Origin of the sequence: Streptomyces sp. SM18, from assembly GCF_002910775.2 — a bacterium.
In the GTDB taxonomy this organism is placed as follows: Bacteria; Actinomycetota; Actinomycetes; order Streptomycetales; family Streptomycetaceae; genus Streptomyces; species Streptomyces halstedii.
Map to the genome: position 1 here is coordinate 2,511,307 of NZ_CP029342.1, position 21,364 is coordinate 2,532,670.

At 73.4% G+C, this 21,364-nt stretch carries 18 protein-coding genes and 2 tRNA genes; 14 read left to right on the forward strand and 6 right to left on the reverse strand.

Annotated features, from left to right (window positions below; genetic code table 11):
- Window positions 1-100 precede the first annotated feature (100 nt).
- On the reverse strand, window positions 101-697 hold the full coding sequence (locus B9S64_RS11090; protein ID WP_103489217.1) for a histidine phosphatase family protein: 597 nt from the start codon (window positions 695-697) through the stop codon (window positions 101-103).
- A gap of 314 nt (window positions 698-1,011) precedes the next feature.
- Between B9S64_RS11090 and B9S64_RS11095 the strand changes: the two genes are divergently transcribed.
- The 7 genes from B9S64_RS11095 (at window position 1,012) to B9S64_RS11125 (ending at window position 7,730) form a co-directional block, all read left to right on the forward strand.
- Window positions 1,012-1,968, forward strand: coding sequence for a phosphatase PAP2 family protein (locus B9S64_RS11095; RefSeq protein WP_103489218.1), 957 nt, complete (start codon window positions 1,012-1,014; stop codon window positions 1,966-1,968).
- Window positions 1,856-3,070 carry a hypothetical protein gene (locus tag B9S64_RS11100; RefSeq protein WP_109492032.1) on the forward strand — a complete coding sequence of 405 codons (1,215 nt, stop codon included), beginning with the start codon at window positions 1,856-1,858 and terminating at the stop codon, window positions 3,068-3,070. Before B9S64_RS11095 ends, B9S64_RS11100 begins: the two co-directional genes overlap by 113 nt.
- Complete coding sequence (locus tag B9S64_RS11105) at window positions 3,061-4,671, forward strand: hypothetical protein (protein WP_109492033.1); 1,611 nt, start codon at window positions 3,061-3,063, stop codon at window positions 4,669-4,671. The genes B9S64_RS11100 and B9S64_RS11105 overlap by 10 nt, the downstream gene beginning before the upstream one ends.
- Window positions 4,668-6,002: an AAA domain-containing protein gene (locus B9S64_RS11110; protein WP_103491950.1), complete on the forward strand. Its 1,335-nt coding sequence runs from the start codon at window positions 4,668-4,670 to the stop codon at window positions 6,000-6,002. Before B9S64_RS11105 ends, B9S64_RS11110 begins: the two co-directional genes overlap by 4 nt.
- A gap of 189 nt (window positions 6,003-6,191) precedes the next feature.
- Window positions 6,192-6,533 (forward strand): hypothetical protein, encoded by a 342-nt coding sequence (locus B9S64_RS11115; protein WP_103491949.1) that lies wholly within the window; start codon window positions 6,192-6,194, stop codon window positions 6,531-6,533.
- Window positions 6,534-6,826: 293 nt separating this feature from the next.
- Window positions 6,827-7,666, forward strand: coding sequence for a bifunctional DNA primase/polymerase (locus tag B9S64_RS11120; protein ID WP_258037909.1), 840 nt, complete (start codon window positions 6,827-6,829; stop codon window positions 7,664-7,666).
- Window positions 7,657-7,730 (forward strand) — tRNA-Lys (locus tag B9S64_RS11125). Before B9S64_RS11120 ends, B9S64_RS11125 begins: the two co-directional genes overlap by 10 nt.
- A 64-nt stretch (window positions 7,731-7,794) precedes the next feature.
- On the opposite strand, the gene B9S64_RS11130 is transcribed toward B9S64_RS11125, so the two are convergent.
- A complete protein-coding gene (locus tag B9S64_RS11130) occupies window positions 7,795-9,036 on the reverse strand; it encodes a M6 family metalloprotease domain-containing protein (RefSeq protein ID WP_103505263.1) in 1,242 nt (413 codons plus the stop codon).
- A 415-nt stretch (window positions 9,037-9,451) separates the two neighbouring features.
- On the opposite strand from B9S64_RS11130, the gene B9S64_RS11135 reads away from it, so the two are divergent.
- Entirely contained in the window at window positions 9,452-11,323 is a 1,872-nt protein-coding gene (locus tag B9S64_RS11135; protein WP_103493178.1) for a bifunctional diguanylate cyclase/phosphodiesterase, read from the forward strand.
- Between the two features lie 55 nt (window positions 11,324-11,378).
- Here the strand turns inward: B9S64_RS11135 and B9S64_RS11140 are convergent, their stop codons facing one another.
- Both B9S64_RS11140 and B9S64_RS11145 read right to left on the reverse strand, forming a co-directional pair.
- Window positions 11,379-12,497: an LLM class flavin-dependent oxidoreductase gene (locus tag B9S64_RS11140; protein ID WP_103493179.1), complete on the reverse strand. Its 1,119-nt coding sequence runs from the start codon at window positions 12,495-12,497 to the stop codon at window positions 11,379-11,381.
- Between the two features lie 175 nt (window positions 12,498-12,672).
- Entirely contained in the window at window positions 12,673-13,437 is a 765-nt protein-coding gene (locus B9S64_RS11145) for a decarboxylase (RefSeq protein ID WP_103493186.1), read from the reverse strand.
- 516 nt (window positions 13,438-13,953) lie between these two features.
- Between B9S64_RS11145 and ehuB the strand changes: the two genes are divergently transcribed.
- The 6 genes from ehuB (at window position 13,954) to B9S64_RS11175 (ending at window position 18,207) form a co-directional block, all read left to right on the forward strand.
- Complete coding sequence (gene ehuB, locus B9S64_RS11150; protein ID WP_103493180.1) at window positions 13,954-14,856, forward strand: ectoine/hydroxyectoine ABC transporter substrate-binding protein EhuB; 903 nt, start codon at window positions 13,954-13,956, stop codon at window positions 14,854-14,856.
- A gap of 19 nt (window positions 14,857-14,875) precedes the next feature.
- Complete coding sequence (gene ehuC, locus B9S64_RS11155; RefSeq protein ID WP_103493181.1) at window positions 14,876-15,610, forward strand: ectoine/hydroxyectoine ABC transporter permease subunit EhuC; 735 nt, start codon at window positions 14,876-14,878, stop codon at window positions 15,608-15,610.
- Window positions 15,607-16,251 (forward strand): ectoine/hydroxyectoine ABC transporter permease subunit EhuD, encoded by a 645-nt coding sequence (gene ehuD / locus B9S64_RS11160; RefSeq protein WP_103493182.1) that lies wholly within the window; start codon window positions 15,607-15,609, stop codon window positions 16,249-16,251. Before ehuC ends, ehuD begins: the two co-directional genes overlap by 4 nt.
- Window positions 16,241-17,074 carry an ectoine/hydroxyectoine ABC transporter ATP-binding protein EhuA gene (gene ehuA / locus B9S64_RS11165; protein WP_103493183.1) on the forward strand — a complete coding sequence of 278 codons (834 nt, stop codon included), beginning with the start codon at window positions 16,241-16,243 and terminating at the stop codon, window positions 17,072-17,074. The genes ehuD and ehuA overlap by 11 nt, the downstream gene beginning before the upstream one ends.
- Before the next feature lie 216 nt (window positions 17,075-17,290).
- Complete coding sequence (locus tag B9S64_RS11170) at window positions 17,291-18,049, forward strand: IclR family transcriptional regulator (RefSeq protein ID WP_103493184.1); 759 nt, start codon at window positions 17,291-17,293, stop codon at window positions 18,047-18,049.
- Between the two features lie 84 nt (window positions 18,050-18,133).
- Window positions 18,134-18,207 (forward strand) — tRNA-Lys (locus B9S64_RS11175).
- Between the two features lie 114 nt (window positions 18,208-18,321).
- Here B9S64_RS11175 and B9S64_RS11180 read toward each other — a convergent pair.
- Together B9S64_RS11180 and B9S64_RS11185 are read right to left on the reverse strand one after the other, a co-directional pair.
- Window positions 18,322-18,912: a lytic polysaccharide monooxygenase gene (locus tag B9S64_RS11180; protein WP_103493185.1), complete on the reverse strand. Its 591-nt coding sequence runs from the start codon at window positions 18,910-18,912 to the stop codon at window positions 18,322-18,324.
- Window positions 18,913-19,083: 171 nt separating this feature from the next.
- Window positions 19,084-21,234, reverse strand: coding sequence for an SPFH domain-containing protein (locus B9S64_RS11185; protein WP_258317567.1), 2,151 nt, complete (start codon window positions 21,232-21,234; stop codon window positions 19,084-19,086).
- Between the last annotated feature and the right edge of the window lie 130 nt (window positions 21,235-21,364).

Genomic DNA, 21,364 nt, shown 5'->3' on the forward strand with positions numbered 1-21,364 from the left:
TCCCGGTCCGGCCCTCCGGCCGCCGGGGCCCCGGGTCGCCGGGGCACGTCGGCGCCGGCCCCCGGTCGCCGGAACACGCCGTCCCAGGCCCCCGGAACCGCTACCCGTCCAGGTGCCCCGTGTCGTTCCAGCGCTCCAGGGCCGGTTCGCCGTACGCCCAGCCGAGGACCGACAGCGAGGTCGGCTCCAGCCGGACACGGGCGCCGAAGGTCAGGTCCTCGCCGAGCCAGCGCGCCGCCAGGGCCCGCAGGATGTGCCCGTGGGCGAAGACCAGGACGTCCCGGTCGGCCGAGCGCGCCCACTCCACGACGGTGTCCGCACGGGCCGCCACCTCGGCCGTGGTCTCGCCGCCCGGTACCCCGTCGCGCCAGATCAGCCAGTCGGGCCGGTCCGCCCTGATCTGGGCGGGGGTCAGCCCCTCGTAGTCCCCGTAGTCCCACTCCATCAGCGCGTCCCAGGGCATGGCCCGGTCGCCGAACCCGGCGAGGGCGCAGGTCTCGGCCGCCCGGACCAGCGGGCTGGTCCGTACCTCCACACCGGGGAGCCCGCTCCAGGGCTCCCGGTGCAGCCGCCGGCCGAGCAGCCGGGCTCCCGTACGGCCGCTGTCGAGGAGGGGGATGTCGGTCCTGCCGGTGTGATTGCCCTGGACCGACCACTGTGTCTGGCCGTGCCGGGCGAGCAGGATTCGCGGTGCCATGACGGCTCTCCCTGAAAAGTACGGAGATCTGAAGATCTGAGGACCCTAGGATCTGGTGGGTCCTGGACAGCGGTGTCCGGGACGGCGAGGGGGCGCCGACGGCGTCCACCGGCCGGGGGGACGGTGCGGCGCGGGCCCGCTCCATCATCTCTCACGGCCGCTCCGGGCAACCCCGGGGGCGCCGCCGACGTCCCTCACCGGGGCATCGGCCACGCGGGTCCGCGGGGGAAGGCCCCCGGCGGGTCGCACGGCCCACGACCACCGTACGGTTGAACGCCCGCCGTCGACCGCATGAACCAGGGGAGAGCCACCGGATGCCGCACGCCACCGCCGCGACCTCGCGGGCCGGCCACCGGCCCCGCTGGTGGACGGAGCTCCCACTGATCGCGGTGGTGTACGGGCTGTACTCGCTGGGCCGTCTCCTGGTCCACGAGGACATACCCGCGGCCGTCGAACACGGCCTGGCCATCCTGCGCCTGGAACAGGCGCTGCACCTCAACGCGGAGCACCCGCTCAACCGGCTGCTGACCGAGCACGCGACGCTGGGCATACCCGCCGACTTCGCGTACGCCTCCCTGCACTACGTGGTCACCCCGGCCGTCCTGGTCTGGGTCTTCCGGTGCCGCTCCGCCGTCTACCGCGCGGCCCGGACCTGGCTGATGACGTCCACCCTGCTCGGGCTGGTCGGCTTCACCCTCATGCCGACCTGCCCGCCCCGGCTGCTCGACGCCCGGCACGGGTTCGTGGACACGATGGCCCAGTACAGCCAGTACGGCTGGTGGGGCACGGGCGCGAGCGCCCCGCGCGGGCTCAGCGGAATGACCAACCAGTACGCGGCGATGCCCAGCCTGCACGTCGGCTGGGCGCTGTGGTGCGGCGTCCTGCTGTGGCGGCACGGCCGCCACCCGCTGGTCCGGGCCGTGGGCGTGGCGTACCCGCTGCTCACCGTGCTCGTGGTGATGGGCACCGCGAACCACTACTTCCTCGACGCCGTCGCCGGGGCCGCCGTGATGGGGCTCGGAGCCCTGCTGGCCAGGCCGGTCATGCGGATCGCCGACCGGATCAAGGACCGGGTGGGGGCGCTCCTCCCCCGGCTCCCGGCTTCCGTTCCCCCCGCGGGTTCCACGATTGTCAGTGGCGGATGGAAGACTTCCGCGGGTGAGCGAATCCCCGGCCAGCGGACCGCCTCCGCAGATTCCGGCGCAGCCGACGGCCCCCCGGCCGCCGGCCCCGCGACCGCCGGCGACGACGCTCCGGCAGCGGCTCGCTGAGCTGCGCGGTCCGTCCGTCGCACCGCACCCGCTGGACGCGCGCGCCCTGGCCGCGCTCGCCGCGAACCCGGGGTGCAGACGGCGCGCCCTGCTCGACGGCGCGGGGGTCGACAAGGCCGCGGTGGCCACCGCGCTCGGCTCCCCGGCCCCGTTCGGGCAGTCGCAGTTCGCGCTGGTCCGGGGCAACGCCTTCGAGGCGAAGGTCAAGGCCGACGGCGGCACGGAGCTGCTGCGGCTGCTCTTCGAGCGGCTCGGCGCCGGGGCGGACGCGCCCGGTGAGGCCGTGCTGCCCGATCTGACGGCGGCCGGTCCCGAGGGCCGCACGGCCCGCACGGCACTGGCGCTGCGCGAGGCCACGGCGTCGGACGGCTGGACCCTGCTGGACCATCCGATGCTGGCCCTGGAGGTGGCGGGCTCGCCCGTGTATCTGGAGCCGGACGCGGTGGTGGTGCACCCCGACGGCACCTGGACGGTCGTCGAGATCAAGTCGTTCCCCATGATCGACGCGTCGGCGGACGCCGCGAAGGTCGGCGCGGCGGCCCGTCAGTCCGCGGTCTACGTCCTGGCGCTGGAGCGGATCGCGTCGGTGACCGAGGGGGCCCAGGTGGGACACCGCGTCCTGCTGGTCTGCCCGAAGGACTTCTCGAACCTGCCGACCGCCTCGGTCGTGGACGTACGCAAGCAGCGCGCGGTGACCCGCCGTCAGCTGACCCGGCTGACCCGGATCGAGGACATCGCGGCGGCCCTTCCCGACGGCGCGACCTTCGACCCGGGGTGTACGCGTCAGGAGCTGGACACCGCCGTCGAGGCGGTCCCCGCCGCCTACGCCCCGGAGTGCCTGTCCGCCTGCGAGCTGGCCTTCCACTGCCGGGCGAGGTCCCGGGCCGAGGGGGCGGTGGAGACGCTCGGCCGCGGTGTGCGCGGTGAGCTGGGCGGTCTGACGACGGTGGCCGGGGTGCTCGCGGCCGCGTCCGGCAAGGAGGGCGATCCGGCGGACCCGACGGTGGCGGCCCTGCGCAGGGCCGCCGCCCTGCGGGCCGAGGCCCTGGAGACGGCGGAGGCCCTGGAGACAGCGGACGACGGGGGTGCGCGGTGTCGCTGATCACGACCCTGGCCCGGCTGGAGGCGGTGGACAGCGGCCGGGCGCAGCCGCTGTCCACCGTGTGCCACCGCCATCTGACCGGCCGACCGCTCGTCCTGGTGCCGCTGACCACCGCCGGTGAGGCGGGCGCGCCGCTCGGGGCGCTCGTCGGCACGGACCGCGACGCGCCCCGGCTGCTGGCGGTCGCCCAGCCGCGCGACCGCGACCTGCGCTTCGCGTTCCTGGCCGAGCTGGCCGAGGCGGTGCTGCCGCACATCGAGTCCGCGGCCGACGCCGTCGAGCCGGCCGAGCGCAGCGAGGTGGACCCGGAGACGGGCAGGAGGACCAAGGTCGAGGTGGAGCTGTGCGCGGACGCGGCCCAGCTCGTCGTGCCGAGCCGGGCCGGCATCGACTTCGTACGGCTGCTCGGGCGGTCGATGCGGTTCCGGCGGACCGCCGAGGACGACCCGGACACCCCGTATCCGGCGCCCGCCCGCGTCCCGCTGCTGGGCCGCTGGCTGACGCACTACGGGGAGCGGGCCCGGGTGCCGGGCTCCTCGCTGCTGCTGGCCACGACGGACCTGCTGAACCGGCACTGGGCGACGGGCCAGAGCAGCCTGGAGGACCAGCACCTCGGCGCGCTGCTCGCCTGGATCGATCCGCCGCCCGGCGAGTCCGGGGCCGAGGCGGCGTTCCGCGCCGAGCTGGCGCGGGACGGCGCGGGCCAGCTCCTCTGTCCCCCGGCCGGTCCGGCCACCGACCCGGCGTTCGACAACCGGCTGCTGGCGCCCGCGATCGAGGCGTACGACCGGGCGCGGGTGGCGCTGGCCGCCGCCGAGGACGGCCTCACGGCGGACGCCCGGCTCGGTGAGCTGAGCCGGGCCGAGCGGGAGATCCGGTCGCTGCTGGCCGCGGTGATGCGGCCGACCTGGGACGCGGTGTGGCGCGGGCTCGACCTGACGCGGGGGCTGCCGGAGGGGGCCCGGTCCCAGGACCGCTGGACCCGGGACCGGTGGTCGTTCACGGCGCACCGGGACCGGGTGCGGGCGGGCGAGCCGCCGCAGCCCCGCCGCGACGACGCGGTGACGGCGGCCCGGAAGCTGGCCGCGCGCGAGACGGCGCAGGCGCAGCTGGAGGCCCAGGAGGCGCTGGACGACCCGCTGGTGCTGGCGGGGCGGCGGCTGGCGGGCGAGGCGTTCCTCGGGGAGGTGGCGGAGGTGGAGATGACGTACACCGAGTCGAAGCGGCCCTCGCCCCGCCCCCTGGTCACGGTGCGCACGGACGAGCGCCCGCACCTCGGGGAGCGGACGAAGGTCTACCGCTCGCTGGACGGGAAGCCGCAGACCGCCGAGTTCGTGGGGTACGCCGCCGAGGGCCCCGCCGGTGCGGAGAGCGCGCTCGTCCTGCGGATCACGGACCGGATGGGGCGCGGCAGGGAACCGGCCCCCGGTTCGGTGCCGGAGCCGGGTGAGCGGATCGCCTGGACGCTGTTCGAGCACGACCAGCGGGGCGGTCCGGCGCTGCCGGACGCGGAGAACACCCCGTGGACGCACGGCGGCCCGCCGGGGGCGGCCGAGGATGCCGAGAAGCCCGATCCCGTGACCGCGGAGGACCTGCTGTGACCACCGTGACCGACCCGTCCGCCGCCGCGGCGCGGGCGACCGACGCCATCCTCGGTGACACCCTGCGCGGCGCGGCGCGGGGCGTGGTGGTGGACTCCCCGCCGGGCGCCGGCAAGTCCACGCTGGTGGTGCGCGCCGCGCTGGAGCTGGCCGCCGCGGGCCGGCCGCTGATGGTGGTGGCGCAGACCAACGCGCAGGTGGACGACCTGGTGGTGCGGCTGGCCGAGAAGGCCCCGGAGCTGCCGGTCGGCCGGCTGCACAGCAGCGACTCGGACCCCTACGACAAGGTCCTGGACGGCCTCGACAACGTCCGCACGTCGGCGAAGGCCGCGGACCTGGCCGGTCTGGACATCGTGCTGTCCACGGCGGCCAAGTGGGCCCATGTGAAGAACGTGGAGCCGTGGGGGCACGCGATCGTCGACGAGGCGTACCAGATGCGGTCGGACGCGCTGCTCGCCGTGGCCGGGCTGTTCGAGCGGGCGCTGTTCGTCGGGGACCCGGGTCAGCTGGACCCGTTCTCCATCGTGGGCGCGGACCAGTGGGCCGGGCTCGCGTACGACCCGTCGGCGAGCGCGGTCACCACGCTGCTGGCGCACAATCCGGAGCTGCCGCAGCACCGGCTTCCGGTGTCGTGGCGGCTCCCGGCGTCGGCGGCGCCGCTGGTGTCGGACGCGTTCTACCCGTACACCCCCTTCCGCAGCGGCACGGACCACGGGGACCGGCGGCTGTCGTTCGGCGTGCCCTCGGACGGTTCGGGCCCGGACCGGGTGCTGGACGAGGCGGCGGAGTCCGGCTGGGGCCTGCTGGAGCTCCCGGCCCGCCACACCCCGCGCACCGACCCGGAGGCGGTCCGGGCGGTGGCCCTGGTGGTCCGCAGACTCCTGGAGCGGGGCGGCGCGGCGACCAGCGAGCGCGGCCCGGACCCCGTCCCGGTGACGCCGGACCGGGTGGCGGTCGGCACGGCCCACCGCGACCAGGCCGCGGCGGTGCGGGCGGCCCTGGCGGAGCTGGGGGTGGCGGACGTGACGGTGGACACGGCGAACCGGCTCCAGGGACGCGAGTTCGACGTGACGGTGTTCCTGCACCCGCTGTCGGGGCGCCCGGACGCGACGGCCTTCCACCTGGAGACGGGCCGCCTGTGCGTGCTGGCCTCCCGGCACCGCCACGCGTGCGTGGTGGTGTGCCGCGCGGGGGTGGCGGACCTGCTGGACGAGCACCCGTCCACGGAACCGGTCCAGTTGGGCGTGACGGTGAAGTTCCCGGACGGCTGGGAGGCCAACCACGCCGTCCTGGCCCACCTGTCCGAACACCGGGTCACGTGGCGGCCTTGACGCTCGACGGGGCCTTGGGCCTGGCGGCGGCCGGTCATGCACAGAGCACACGATCCACCACCTGTCCTCCCCCGTGACTCCGGTTCCGGCGTGATCCGCGCATCATGGGCCCGGTTCCGGGGAAGCGCTCTTGCGCCAGGCGCGACAATGGAAGGTGGCCGTCCGGCCGCGCGAGGAAGGAATCAGCCCATGGCACAACCCGAACGGAACGAGCGGCAGAGGCTGCGTCCCGCACCGCTGCTCTTCGAGCCGTCGGAGGCGGTGGCCGATCCGGAGCACTTCTTCGGCCTGGAGTCGTTGGAGGACCCCAAGGAGCTGTTGGCGCGCTCGACCGAGCTGAGCCTCGCCTTCCGGGCCGCGACCGACCGGGCCGTGGAGTTCCAGGCCGTCGCCGCCGCCCAGCTGGCCGACCCGCGCCGGTTCGACCGGATCACCCCGGCGGAGATAGCCGATCGGGCGGGGTGGACCGAGGACTACGCCAAGAAGATGATCGAGTTCGGCCGCTCCCTGCTGGACGACGTCCGCCCTTGACCCCGCCGACGCCGGCCCCCGGCCCCAGCCCCGGCCCGGCCCTCGGTCACCGGCCCCACCCTCGGCCCCGCCGCACCGTCCGCGTTCGTCCCGACCGTCCTCGGCCCGCCGCACCGTCCGCGCACGTCCCCACCGGACGCGCACGGGCCGCACGCGGCACCGTCCGCCCCGTCCGTCACTCCGGGTACACCCGTGGCATATGCCGCCGCGCAAGATACCCGCTTCCGGCGCGCCTCGCCCCGCTTTCGACAACTCTCGGAAACAGGGCCGTCACTACCGGTAGACCTGTCGTCATGACCGCCTGGCTGAGAGACGAAACGACCCTGCACCCCGGTGACACCCCCGCCCCGCACCACGTCGCCGGCATCCTCGCCGCGCTGCGGGACGGCACCGACGACCCGAGCGGGGACCGTACCGGCGACCGGCTCAGGGACCGGGCGGGCGAACGGCTCACGGACCAGGCGGACGACCGGGCCGGAGAGCGGACAGGCGGCCGGGCCGGAGGCCGGACGGGAGGGCGGGCCGACGAGTGGGCCCGGGAGCGGGCGGGCGACCGGGCCGCCCAGGTCACCGCGTCGGGCGCGGCCTGGCTCGCGGGGGCCTCCCCGTATCCGCGGAGCACCCTCGCGCGGTGGGAGGCGCACCCCACCGCCCCCGGCGTCCTGCCGTGCGGTTCGTCCTTCGACGTGGTGAACGTGCCCGCGCTCTTCGGGCGCCGGATGCTGGAGCGGCTCTGGGCGGAGGGGCCCGGCTCCGGCCCGGTGGCCACGCACCGCGGCCGGCTGCTGCTGTTCGCCGCCCCCGGGACCGCCCAGCGGCTGCCCTCACTGCTGACCTGGGAGGAATGGGGCACCGGCACCTCCCGTGTGCACCCGGCGTCCCTGCCCGCCCTGCTCTGCCACGGCACGGGCGACGCGGTGACGGTGCCACCGCTCGTCGCCGGTCCGGGCACCGGCGGGCCGCGCTGGCTGGTCGCGCCCGACACCCGTGCCCCCTGGCTGCCGGGGCCCGATGTGCTGCTCTGGGCCTGTGTGCGGGTGAGCCGCTCGGCGGCCCCCTCCACCACCGGGTATTCGATTTTTCCTCCCGCCGATCCGGGTGCTAATGTCTACGACGTCAGCAGGCGCCGCTAGCTCAGTTGGTTAGAGCAGCTGACTCTTAATCAGCGGGTCCGGGGTTCGAGTCCCTGGCGGCGCACAGACGGAAGAAGCCCCCTCGCGGACGCGAGGGGGCTTCTTCGTGTGCGGGCGGATGCCCCGGTTCAGGCTCCCGTGGTGATCCGTACCGTCCAGGCGCCGGAGGGCGTCCGGCCCGCGACCTCCACGCGGGTGTGTTCACCGGGCACGGTGTACCGCTCGCCCTCCCGGAGCGGGGCGTCCGCGAGCGGCGGGTAGACCGAGCGGTCCCAGCAGGCGTCGGAGTCGGGGTGGGTGTCGAGGACCTCGACGGGCCCGCCGCCGGACGGGGTGGCGTTGTGGATGCGGTAGATCAGGACGCCCTCGGCGCAGGTCGTCCGGTCGTTGCCGGTGGCGCTGCGGGCCTCGACGGCGAGCGCGCTGTCCGTGCCGGTCCTGATGACCGCCAGCCGGGTCCCCTTGGATCCGCCGCGTACGGGTTCCTCGGCCATCGGCACCAGGGTGAGGTCGGCGCTGCCCTGGACGCAGACGATCTCGTCGCCGCCCAGCCAGCCGAGCTTCCACTTGTGCCAGCCGAACAGGTCGGGCGCCAGTCCGAACTGGCTGCCCATGACGTCCCAGTCGCCGACGTAGGTGTCCCAGTCGCCCTTGCCGTCCTCCGGCCGGTGGTAGAGGTCGGCCAGGTCGAAGACGTGGCCCGTCTCGTGGGCCAGGACGTTCCGGTCGGGCGGGTGCTCCTCGAAGACGGTGACGACGCGCCGGATGTCCGTGCCGTCGACGCGCACCGGCCGGTCGAAGTTGACGACCTTCGTGGCGTCGGAGTCGACACCGGGCGCGTCCGGGTCGGCGACGAGGTAGACGATGTCGTACCGGGAGAAGTCGACCTGGTCGTCGGCGGCCTTGATCGCGTCGTGCAGATAGGCGCCGCGCCGCTCGGACCCCCAGTCGCGCTGTATCCCGTACCAGGTGGACGGGTGGGGCATCTCGACCCAGCGGCTCTGCGGGTGGGCGCGCAGGGTGAACGCGCCGTAGGAGGCGCGCTGGAAGAAGCGGGTGGTGGAGGGGAAGTGGTCGGCGGTCAGCACCTTGGGCGACACCACGGGCTCCGAGTCCGGGAACGAGAGGAAGACCATCACCGCGTCCAGGTCGTGGTCGGGGCGCGGGTAGGCGGTGTTCCAGGTGTCCAGACCGAGCGAGTGGTGGGCGCGGGTGCGGGGCAGCGCGCAGGGGCCCGCGTCGCGTGGGGCCGCCGCCGCGGGCCCGGCGACCAGCCCGGTGGCCGCGAGCGCCAGCAGGGAGGTAAGGGCGGCCGCGGCCCTGCGCGGACCGGACCGCCCCGCTCTCCCGTGTCTGTGCTGACGCGGCACGTGAACCTCCGGTGGCGACTGCGGGATCCGTTCCACCACCCTGTGCCGGGCCGATGCCGCACGCCTCGTTGTGCTGCCCCACACGGGTCAGCCGGAGGGGTGACCTCCGCAGCCATAGCGCTCACGGAACGTCACAATCAGTCAGGCGAACAACGCAATTCACCAGGTGTTCACAGGACCGATCAATAGCGGGCAAACCGAGAGACGGCGTCCACGCGCCCGACGTAGGGCCATGCGTGTGCGACCGGTCGTGCCGCCACCACGAAACGGCGGCCGCGCTGGTACGCCTGAGGCGCCACCCTCTATGCTTCACCTCGCTTTCCTGTGTGGTTTCCGCCTCCGGCACGGCGTCCCCCCACGCTGCCCCCAGGCCGGCCACATCTGTTCACGACAATCTGCACAGCGGGAGCGAGCGGTGAGCGGAACCTCCGAAGGGCCGGCGCCCGAGTCGGGCGAGCCGCCCCGCGCCGGGCCACCGATGGTCACCGAGCGTGACGAAGAGGGTTCCGGCGAGCTGCGTGACTACCGCGCCGCGTTCCGTGCGGCGGCCCTCCCGATGGCGGTCGTGGACCACCGCGGTCAGGTCGTCCGGGTGAACGACGCGCTGGCCTCGCTGCTCGGCACCGGCCCCGACGCGCTGCGGGGCGGGCGCGCCGCCGACCTGGTGGATCTCGCGGCGGACGGACGGAGCCAGGTGGCGTACGGCGAGGTCCTGGCCGGTACGCGGTCCCGGCTCCGCTGCACCCGTCGACTGAAGCACCCCGACGGCCGCTCCCTGTGGGCCGAGGTCACCGTCGTCCCGATGGCGGACCCGGCCGAGGGGCCGGGCAACGCCCTGCTGTCCGTGGAGGACGTCAGCGACCGACACGAACTTCACCTGCGGCTGCGTCATCTGCGGATGCACGACCCGGTGACCCGGCTGCCCAACCGCACGCTCTTCTTCGAACGCCTCACGACCGCGCTGGAGGCCCCGTCCTTCCAGGAGACCCCGCCGTTCCAGGAGGCCCCGCCGTTCCAGAAGGACCCGCCTCCCGGAAACGGCCGGATCGGCCTCTGCTACCTGGACCTGGACGGCTTCAAGGCGGTCAACGACACCCTGGGACACCACGTCGGCGACCGGCTGCTGGCCGCCGTCGCCACCCGGCTCACCGACTGCGCGGACGCCGACGGCCACCACCGCGCCGGGGGCCACCTGGTGGCGCGGCTGGGCGGTGACGAGTTCGCGATCCTGGTCGAGGACTCGGCCGGTGCGCACCAGCTCACCGAGCTGGCCGATGCGGTGCTCGGCGCGCTCGAACGGCCCTTCGACGTGGGCGGTCAGCGGCTCTCCGTCTCCGCGTCGATCGGGGTGGTGGAGCGGGCGGCGGCGGACGCCACCCCCACCGGCCTGATGCAGGCCGCGGACACCACGCTGTACTGGGCGAAGGCGGACGGCAGAGGCCGCTGGACGCTCTTCGACCCGGAGCGCAACGCCCACCGGATGACCCGGCAGGCGCTCTCCGCGACCCTGCGGGCCGCCGTCGAGCGCGGTGAGTTCACCCTGGAGTACCAGCCGCTGGTCGGCATGGCCGACGAGGTCGTACGGGGCGTGGAGGCGCTGGTCCGCTGGAACCATCCGCGGTTCGGGATGCTGGCGCCGCACCGGTTCGTCCCGATCGCCGAGGAGGACGGCACCATCGTCCAGCTCGGCCGGTGGGTGCTGCGTACGGCCTGCCGGCAGGCGCGGCGCTGGCAACTGGAGCACCCGGCGGAACCGGCGCTGTTCGTCAGCGTCAACGTCGCGGTCCGCCAGCTCTGGGACTCCGACCTGGTCGCCGATGTGGCGGAGGTGCTGGCCGAGACCGGTCTGGCGCCCGGCCTGCTCCAGCTGGAGCTGACCGAGTCGGCCGTGACGGGCTCGGCCGGGCGTCCCCTGCGGGTGCTTCAGGCGCTCAGCGACATGGGGGTCCGTATCGCGATCGACGACTTCGGCACCGGCTACTCCAACCTGGCCTATCTGAGCAGGCTGCCCGTGTCGGTGCTCAAGCTGGACGGCTCCTTCGTGCGCGGATTCCGGCAGGACGACGGCAACCGCTCCAGCCCGGCCGACGAGACGATCGTCGAGGCGATGGTGCAACTGGCGCACCGCCTGGGCCTGACGGTCACCGCGGAGTGCGTGGAGACCTCGGGCCAGGCGGAGCGGCTGCGGCGGATCGGCTGTGACACCGGGCAGGGGTGGCTGTACTCGCGGGCGGTGACCCCGGAACGGATCGCGGAGCTGATCGGCTCCCGGCCCCCGGGGAGCTGAGCCCACGGGTCACGGATCACCGCCGGCCACCCGGGACCCGGGCCCCGCCCGGCGGTCAGCCCAGGTCGGGCAGGCCGTAGGCGTCCGCGATCAGCTCGTACGAGCGCAGTCGCGCGTCACCGCCGTGGGCGTTGGCCGTGATCATCAGCTCGTCGGCGCCGGTGCGCTGGGTCAGGGCGTCCAGTCCGCCGCGCACCTCGTCCGGGGTGCCGTGGACGACGTCGGCCAGCCAGCTGTCGACGAACTCGCGCTCCATGGGGCTGAAGTCGTACGCCTCGGCCTCCTCCGGCGTGGGGACCAGCCCCGGACGCCCGGTGCGCAGCCGGACCATCGAAAGGGCCCCGGTGAGCACCTGGCGGCGCGCCTCGCGTTCCGTCTCGGCGGCCAGGGCCGAGACGCCGATCAGCGCGTACGGGGCGTCGAGCACGGCGGACGGGGTGAAGGACTCCCGGTAGAGGTCGAGGGCCGGGACGGTGTTGCGGGCCGAGAAGTGGTGGGCGAAGGCGAAGGGCAGCCCGAGAACACCGGCCAGCCGGGCGCTGAAACCGGAGGAACCGAGCAGCCAGACGGGCGGCCGGGCGGGCGACTGGACGCCACCGGGCGAGGTCGCCTGGACCGGCCCGGGGACGGCGTGGATACGGGCGTAGGGGTGCCCGTCGGGGAAGTCGTCGTCCAGGAAGCGGGTCAGCTCGGCCAGCTGCTGCGGGAAGTCGTCGGCCCCCTCGTTGAGCCGGTCCGTGCGCCGCAGGGCGGCGGCGGTGGCGCCGTCGGTGCCGGGGGCGCGGCCGAGTCCGAGGTCCACACGGCCCGGGGCCATGGCCTCCAGGGTGCCGAACTGCTCGGCGATCACCAGGGGCGCGTGGTTGGGCAGCATCACTCCGCCGGAGCCGAGCCGGATGCGCTCGGTGTGGGCGGCCAGGTGCGCCAGGATGACGGCGGGCGACGAGGAGGCCACACCGGGCATCGAGTGGTGCTCGGCCACCCAGAAGCGGTGGAAGCCCCGGCGCTCGGTGAGCCGCGCGATGTCCACGCTGGTGCGCAGGGCCTGGCTCGCGGTGCGGCCGGCGCCCACGGTCACCAGGTCCAGTACCGACAGGGGGACGGACGCCGTCCCACCCGCGGTGCCGCGGATCCGGCCGCCTCGGTTCGCTTCGTCGCCTCGGTTCTCGTCCACGTGTCGGGCCTCTCCGGTGGTGCGTCTGGGGTACCGAAGGACCCCAACAGGAGGATGACTCCGCTTATTCCCGGCGCCTGCTCCACGCACCCGTTCACGGCCCCTGGGCCCGGCGCCCGCGCCCGGCGCTCATCTCCGGCCGGCGGTGCGCGTCACGCCTGATGCCCCGTGCGCGTCATTCCCGTACCTCGATGCCCCGGTGCTCGTCGATCCCGGGCGGGGGCTCGCGGGTCGCGAAGAGCGTACCCAGGGTGGGCGCCCACACCCGGCGGTCGGCGAGCCGCAGCCCTTCCCAGACGGCGACCTGGTTCGCCGTGAGGACCGGCTTGCCCAGGCGTTCCTCCAGCTCGGGGATGTACGCCGCGGTGCGCAGCGCGTTGTCCGGGATCAGGACCACCTGCGCGTCGGGGTGGTCGGCGGCCACCACCAGCTCCTTCACCCGCTCGGCGTCGCACGCGGCCGCCTCGTCCGCGGTGGCGACCCCGGCGCTCTCGGTGGTGATCACCTCCAGGTCCGCCGCCTCCAGGAACTCGGCGAAGAGGGGGGCGACGTCCTCGGTGTAGGTGGCGGCGACGGCCACCCGGGTCGCGCCGAGTTCGCGTACGGCGTGGGCGAAGGCGAAGGAGGTACTGGACGCGGGCAGGCCCGCCGTCCGCGCCAGGGCGGCGACCTGGTCGTGGGCGCCGTCCCACCCCCGGACGAAGCTGCCGCCGGTGGTGGCCCAGATCAGCGCCTCGGCCCCGGCCATACGCAGTTCCTCGACCCCGGCGGCCAGGCGTTCGGGTTCACCGGCCGCGCGCAGGGCCTCGACGCCCCGGGAGTCCCCGTCGGTGACGGTGTGGAACAGCGGCAGTCTGATGTCGCTGTCGATCATGACCTCGATCCGCGGGAAGTCGTCCTCCGCGGCATGGCCCGGGTAGAGAAGTCCTACGGTCGTCATGTCCATCCTTCCTGTGTGTCCGGATGTCCCGCCGGCCCTTCATGGGCGCCCTGTCTCCGCTGCCCCTGCCTGCCTCAAGTATTCCTCCGACGGTCGCCCCCCGCCGCTCCGGAAGCCGCCCGCCGCAGGGCGGATCGCGGCCGGTCCGCGGCCGGAGACCGGGTCCCTCAGCGGCCGCCGCCCCGGAGACCGCCCGTACACGGACACGGGAACCGGTCTGTTTACGCCCCCGGAGACCGGGCACCCGGGAAAGCGTCCCCCTCCCCCACCGGGGACATACGTCACGGTTCCCCATCGACCCCGCAGAACCAGCCATAACGGGCAGTCACGGGCCGATGGTGCCGGGGGAATACGCCCCGCGCACCTCCCGTCGCGCTCCGCCCGTGACGAGACACGGGAAGGTCACCCTCCGGCCACTGTTCGATTACATGGACCGGGCTCGCTGCATAGACGCAGGGGATCGGGCAGGCGCTCACCCTGTCCGGACCGTCCGAGCCCTCCAGGAGATTGCGAACCATGGCTGACTTCCCGAATCTGTCCCGCCGGGGTTTCCTCAACCGATCGGCAGCCGTGGGCGGACTGCTCGTCGTTCCCGGTCTGCTCTCCGCGTGCAGCAAGACCGACGCCGGCTCCACGGACGGCGAGGGCGCCCTCGACAAGCTGCGCAAGCAGGGCTTCGTCCGCGTCGCGTACGCGAACGAGGCCCCCTACGGCTACATGGAGGGCAAGGACCTCAAGGGCGAGGCGCCCACCCTGCACCGGGAGATCTTCAAGGCGCTGGGCGTCGACGAGCTGAAGCCCACGCTCTCCGAATGGGACGGGCTGATCCCCGGTCTCCAGGCCGGCAAGTACGACGTGGTCAGCGCGGGCATGGCCATCACGCCCGAGCGCTGCGCCAACGCCCTCTTCTCCGACCCGGAGTTCATCTCCCCCACCGCGATGATGGTGAAGAAGGGCAACCCGAAGAAGATCACCGACCTGGCGTCGGCGAAGGCGGCCGGCGCCGTCATCGGCGTGATGTCGGGCGCCGTCGAGGACTCGTACGCCAAGGGCGCGGGCATATCCGGGAGCAAGATCAAGACGCTCCAGAAGCCGCAGGACGGCGCGGACGCGGTCAAGGGCGGCCGGGTGGACGCCTTCCTGCTCACCGGTATCTCGCTGCGCTGGCTCGCCAAGACCAACCCGGAGACCGAGGTCACCGAGGCGTTCGTACCGGAGCTGGACGGACAGCAGCAGTTCTCCCCGGGCGGCGCGGTGTTCCGCAAGGGCAACGAGGACCTGCGCGACTCCTTCAACCGCGAGCTCAAGAAGATCACCGCGGACAAGTCCCGCTATGTGGGCCTCCTGGAGGCCTACGGCTTCGGCGCCACGGAGATCCCGCCGGCCACGCTGAAGACCGCCGACCTGTGCAAGGGCTGACGGGGGCGAACCAGACCCTATGAGTGACTTCTTCTCCACCCTCCTCGATGAGTTCCCGCAGGTCAGAGCGGGCTTGTGGGTGACGGTCGAGGCAACGGTCCTGGGCTCCCTGCTCGCCCTGCTGCTGTCCTTCCTCCTCGGCCTGATGGCGGGCAGCAGGCTGCTGCCTGTCCGGGGCGTCTCCCGGGTCGTCGTGGAGTTCTTCCGCGGCACCTCGCTCTACATCCAGCTCTTCTGGCTCTACTACGCGATGCCGCAGCTGACGGGGTACGAACTGACGCCACTGGTCTGCGGCGTCGTCGCCTTCGGCCTCAACTACGGCGCGTACGGCTCGGAGATCGTGCGCGGGGCGATCAACTCCGTACCCCGCGCCCAGTACGAGGCGGCCGTGGCGCTCAACATGACGCCCTTCCACCGGATGCGGAAGGTGATCATGCCGCAGGCCTGGGTGCAGATGATCCCGTCCTTCACCAACCTGCTGATCCAACTCCTCAAGGCCACGCCGCTGTTGTGGCTGATCTCCGCCGCCGACCTGATGACCGCGGTCGAGCACGTGCGCAGCCTCACCGGTGAGACGCTCGTCTCGTACCTGCTGCTGCTGGTCGCCTACTTCGTCCTCGCCTACGCGCTGACCCTGCTGATGAACCTGCTGGAGCGGACCGCCAAGCGGCGGCTCGGCCTGCATCCCGGGGCCGGCAGCCTGCTCAAGACCCGTACGGCGGAGTCCGCCGCCACAGCCGGAGGTACCCGGTGAGCCAGACGTTCGACTGGGACGCCGTCAGGGACTCGCTTCCCGTGCTGCTCCAAGGATTCCGGGTCACCCTGCTGGCCACCGTGCTCGGTACGCTCGTCGCGGCGGTGCTGGGACTGGCCATCGCGGTGGCCGGGCGGGCGCCGTCACGGTGGGTGAGCGTGCCCGTCAAGACGGTGATGGAGTTCGTCCGCGCCACCCCGCTGCTCGTCCAACTGGTCGGCGCGGCGGCCGTCTTCACCTCCGTGGAACCGCTGACCATCGGCATCGTCGTTCTCGGCATCCACTACGCCACGTACACCTCCGAGGTCTACCGGGCCGGTATCGACGGGGTGCCCAAGGGCCAGTGGGAGGCCTGCCGGGCGCTGTCGCTGCCGCCCCGGCGGACCTGGCAGGCGGTGATCCTGCCCCAGGCGGTCCGCAACGTGCTGCCCGCCCTCGGGAACTACGCCATCTCGATGTTCAAGGAGACCCCGTTCCTCGCCGTGATCACGGTCCAGGAAATGGTCTTCGAGGCCCGCAAGTACGGGACCGACCACTTCGCGTACACCGAGGTGTTCACGCTCGCCGGGCTGGTCTTCCTGGTCGCGAGCTACCCGACGTCGCTGTTGATGAGAAAGCTGGAGAAGCGCCTTGGCCACTGACTCTGCCTCCCTGAAGGAGCCCGCCGACTCGGCTCCGGCCCCCGGGACCACCGGCGTGGAGCCGCTGGTCCGCTTCGACAAGGTCGTCAAGCGGTACGGCGACCATGTGGTCCTGGACGAACTGGACTTCACCGTCAAGCGCGGCGAGCACGTCACGCTGATCGGCCCGAGCGGTTCCGGCAAGACCACCATCCTGCGGCTGCTGATGACGCTGGAGAAGGTCAGCGGCGGGGTGATCTGGGTGGACGGTTCGCCGCTGTCGCACACCCGCAAGCCGGACGGCTCGCTCAAGCCGGCGGGCGAGAAGCAGCTGCGGGAGTCCCGGAAGAAGATCGGCATGGTCTTCCAGCAGTTCAACCTCTTCCCCAACATGAAGGTGCTCCAGAACATCACCGAGGCCCCGGTCAACGTCCTGGGCATGGAGCGGGAGGAGGCGGAGACCCGCGCCCGCGAGCTGCTCGACATGGTCGGGCTCGCCGGCAAGGTCGACGCCCACCCCTCCCAGCTCTCCGGCGGCCAGCAGCAGCGGGTGGCGATCGCCCGCGCGCTGGCGATGCGCCCGGAGATCCTCCTGCTGGACGAGGTGACCTCGGCGCTCGACCCGGAGCTGGTGGCGGGCGTGCTGGAACTCCTCTGCGACATCGCCAGGAACACCGACATCACCATGCTCTGTGTGACGCACGAGATGAACTTCGCCCGGGACGTCTCGGAGAAGGTCCTGATGTTCGACGCGGGCCGGGTGGTGGAGTCCGGGACCCCGGAGAAGATCTTCACCGACCCGGAGCACGAACGGACGCGGGAGTTCCTCAACGCGGTGCTCTGACCTCGACGCGGTGCTCCGGCCTCGACGCGGTGCTCCGACCTCCGCGCCGACGCCTCGGCCATGACCTTGGCATATGCGATCCGGTGCGATCCGGAGGGTGCCCCGGACGACACCTCCGGGGCACCCCGGGACAACTCGTCAACGCCCCCTCCGTAGTGCGCCGGTGACCGCTATCGTGGTGGTCTGGCGCAGGTCACAACCTGGTGGGGGAGAACCGTGGCGTTGAAGCCCGAGCCGAAGGCGCCGTTCCACTCGGTGCAGTACGCGCTGCGTGTGCTGGAGTCCGTGTCCACCCACGGCGCCGGCGTGACCGACGCACAGCTCTCCCGTGAGACGGGGCTGCCGCTCGGGCACCTCGCCTCCCTGCTGCTGACCCTGCGCCGCGAGGGGTACGTCGAGCAGATCGCGGACGGCGCCTACGTCGTCGGGGCGTCGCTCGCCGAGCTCGGCTCAGGAGCGACCCGGCGCCGGGCGGTGGAGGCACGGCTCCAGGAGACGCTGACGCGGCTACGGGACTCGGTCGGCGCCGCGGTCTACGTCAGCCGGTACGTCGACGGCGAGATCCGGATCACCCAGGTGGCCGACGGCCCGCGCACGCCTGCGGTCAACGAGTGGGTGGACTTCCGCTCGGCGGGGCACGCCAGCGCGATCGGCAAGTGCCTGCTGACCCAGCTCGACCAGAACGGCCGGCGCGACCACCTCGCCCGGCACCGTACGGCCCGGCTCACCTCGCGGACGATCACGAACGAGAAGGTGCTCTTCTCGAAGCTGGACAGCCAGCCCGCGACGGTCCCGGTGCTCGACATCCAGGAGTACGCGGTGGGCACCGTCTGCGCGGCGGTGCCACTGACGGCCGGGGCGTCGGCCGGGTGCCTGGCGCTGTCCCTCCCGATCGAGGACGCGCACCGGCTGCGGTCGGCGGCGGACACGCTGAACCGCGGGGCGGCCCCGCTCCTGCTGTCGATGGCCCTCTGAACCGGCCGCCGCACCCTCGCCGGGGCCTCGCGGGCGCCTGTCGTCAGCACCCTCGGGGACCAGGTATTATTTTCGAGTCAGCAGGCGCCGTTAGCTCAGTTGGTTAGAGCAGCTGACTCTTAATCAGCGGGTCCGGGGTTCGAGTCCCTGACGGCGCACAGACGACGCGGTGGGCGGTTTCCGGATGACGGGAACCGCCCACCGCGCTTTCGTGCGCCGAGCCGCGCTGAGGGGCCCGCGACGACGGGCCCCTCAGCTCAGGACGTCAGGGATCAGAACTTCACGTCGGAGCACGCGTAGAACGCGTTGGCGGTGTCAGCGACGTTCCAGACGGCCAGGATGATGTGCTTCCCGGACTTCTGGGTGGGGATCGTGCCCTGGTGGGTCAGGGTCGCCGGGGGCTGCTGGTTCCCGTACGGCACCGTCATGAACGGCTGCGACTCCAGAGCGGCCCTGGTGAGCGGCTTGGTGGAGTCCCAGCCGTCCTTGGTGATGTAGTAGCGGAAGTCGCTCGTGGCGTGCCGGGCGGTGAACTGCCAGCGGAAGTTGTAGCCCTGGCCGCCGGTGACCTGGGTGGCGGGCCAGTTGCCCCCGCGCGGGTCGTCGAGCTGGGCGAAGGTGCCGTTCCCGCCGGAGCAGATCTTCCCGTCCGCCGGTCCTGCCGCCGGGAAGCCCTTGGGGCCCTCGACGCTCTGCGGCTCCCACTGGATGTTGCCGCAGCCGGTGACGGTGCCGTTGGCACACAGCTTCTGGCGGCTGATGGGGGAGTCGGTGTAGCCGTGGCTGCTCGCGCTGCTGGTGGCGAACATGGAGACGCCGGCGATCGCCAGGCCGATAACGGCCGCGCTTGCCCTTTTCCGCATGGTGTGTCGCTCCTAGAGAACGTGGGGGATGTTCTGGGGGCTCTGCTGCGCGCAGGGGTGGTGCGATGGATCTCCGGTCTAGACCAACTCCAGATTATTGACGGCGCATGAACATGTCCAGACCAATGTGGGTACGGCTTTCCGCGCGCGGCCGCGGCGTCGGGCGACTCCTCACGCACGCTCGTGCTCGGGACGCCCGGTGTAGAAAGCCACCGTCAAGTCCCTGACCAGCGCCTTGTGTTCGTAGGTGTCGAGCTCGACGATGCCCCGGCTGGTCAGACGGTGGACGGTGTCGTCCACCGCGTCGACCACGGAGGTCAGCACACGGTCCCGGTGCCTGGCGTCGATCGCGGCGATCCGGCGCCGCCGCATCGCCGCCGCGACCTCGGGGGCGTACTCGATGCCGGTCGGCTGGGCCGAGTACACCTCGATGCCCACCGGGAGGCAGTCGGCCTTCAGCATCCGGGTCAGCGCGTCGCCCACCGCCTCGGCGTCCCGCAGGGTGCGGGTCTCCTCGTGGAAGGCGTCGGCGGGCAGTTGCGACAGCACCCGCGCCAGCGCCGCCTCGACCTGGTCGCGCAGGTACCGCTCGTGGTCCGCGACGCCGAGGAGGGCCCGCGCGGTGTCCTCGACCCGCCAGACGACCAGCACCACCACACGCAGCGCGGTACCGCTCGCGTCCACGGCGGGCAGCGGCTCGCTCCGCCAGTGCCGCAGCCGTACGTCCACGCGCCGGCGCAGCAGGAGCGGCGAGACCCAGAGCAGTCCGGTGCGCCGGACACTGCCCCGGTAGTCGCCGAAGAGGGTCAGCACACAGGCGTGTCCGACCCGCCCCCGGCCGATACCGCCGAGCGCGAACACCACCACGGTCAGCAGTACCGCGAGCACCGCCCAACTCCCGGCGCCGAGGCTCGCGTACGGACGTGGGTCCAGGCCCAGCCGTCCGGTCAGCGCGGCCGGCAGCACCCCGTGCCAGGCCAGCAGCGCGAGCCCGCCGGCGACCCCGGCCACCCCGGTGAGCAGGGCGACCCAGCCGGGCAGCACGGGTCCGGGCCGTTCGGCGAGCCGGGGATCGACGGCGGGCGCGGGGCGGGCGGGGGTACGGGGCCGCGTCCGGGACCGTGGCTGCGGGGCGCGGGGGGTACGCGGCACGGGAGGCCGCCGTACCGCGCGAACCCCGTCCCCGGCCCCGCCACCGAAGCCGAGCGGGCCGGGGAGGCCGCCGGGGCCACCGCCGGAACCACTGCCGGGGCCCTCGTCGCGGAAGAGCAGATGGACGGGGATCGGCGTGGTGGTCTCATTGCTGATGACGGGGCGCCGCCGCCCTGTCTCCCACCACGCGTCGGCGTCGTCCGGCCGGCCGGACACGGCCACCGGCACCCCGGCCCCACGGACCGCGGCGCGGAGGGCGGCGCCGGCCCCCGCCGGGAGGGCGGCACCGAAGTCCGAGCCGCACGCGCGGTCCGTGGCCCGGTCCGTGTTCCGGTCCCGGTCCCGGCTCGCATCCCGGTCCGCGTCCCGGCCCACATCCCGGTCCGTGCTTCTGCCGATGGCCCGGTCCGTGTCCTGGGCCGCTTTCTGGTGCGCGTGCGGGCCCGCTTCCTGTTCCTGGGGGGCTTGCCGGTGCACCTTCCGGGCCGCTGGACCGGCCGTCGCGTCATGGTCGGACGACCGATCCACCACCGGGGACACGGCGCCGGCCACCGCCTCCTGGTCCGCCACCGCTGCGGACGCCTCACCGGATGCGTCGTCGGACGCGTCGTCGGGGACGTCGCTGTCCGCCGCCGGGCCCGCGGCCAGATCCGCCGCCTGCGCGTCCGCTTCGAGGGCCGGTCCGGCAAGCGCGTCCTCCATGTCGGGAACGAGCGGCCGCACCACCGGTACGGGCACCGAGTCGCCTGCCCTCGCCGCGCGTCCCACGCCCGCCACCGCGTCGAGCGCGGGCCCGAGGTCGGCGGGCACCTCCACCCATGCCGCCTCCGGGCCGATCAGGTCCGCCTCCGGCTCTCCCCGGAACCCGGCCGTCGCACACGCACCGGGGGCGGCCGGATCCCCCGCCCCGGCGCTCACCACCGCCGGCTCATCCGCCTCGTCCTCGCTTGGGATCGCACCGCCGAGCGGGACGTCACCGCCGGAAGCGTCCGGTGTGCCCGGCGCGTCCTGAGCCACCACGCCGACCAGGCCACACCTGTCCGCCGCACCGGCGGCACCGACCGACACGTCCGAACCATCCGACCCGGCCGGGTCCTCTCCCCCGGCCACCTCCCAGGCCATCGCCGCCGGACCCTCCCCCGGCGGCACCTCGGCGCTCCCGGTGGACACCGTGTCCCGCCAGTCCGGCCGTTCCCGCTCCTCCCACCCGGACCACCCGGATCGCGCTGACCGTACGGACCGTACGGACGAGCCGGACCACCCGGACGCGACGTCCCCCGCGCCCCCCAGACCGTCCCCG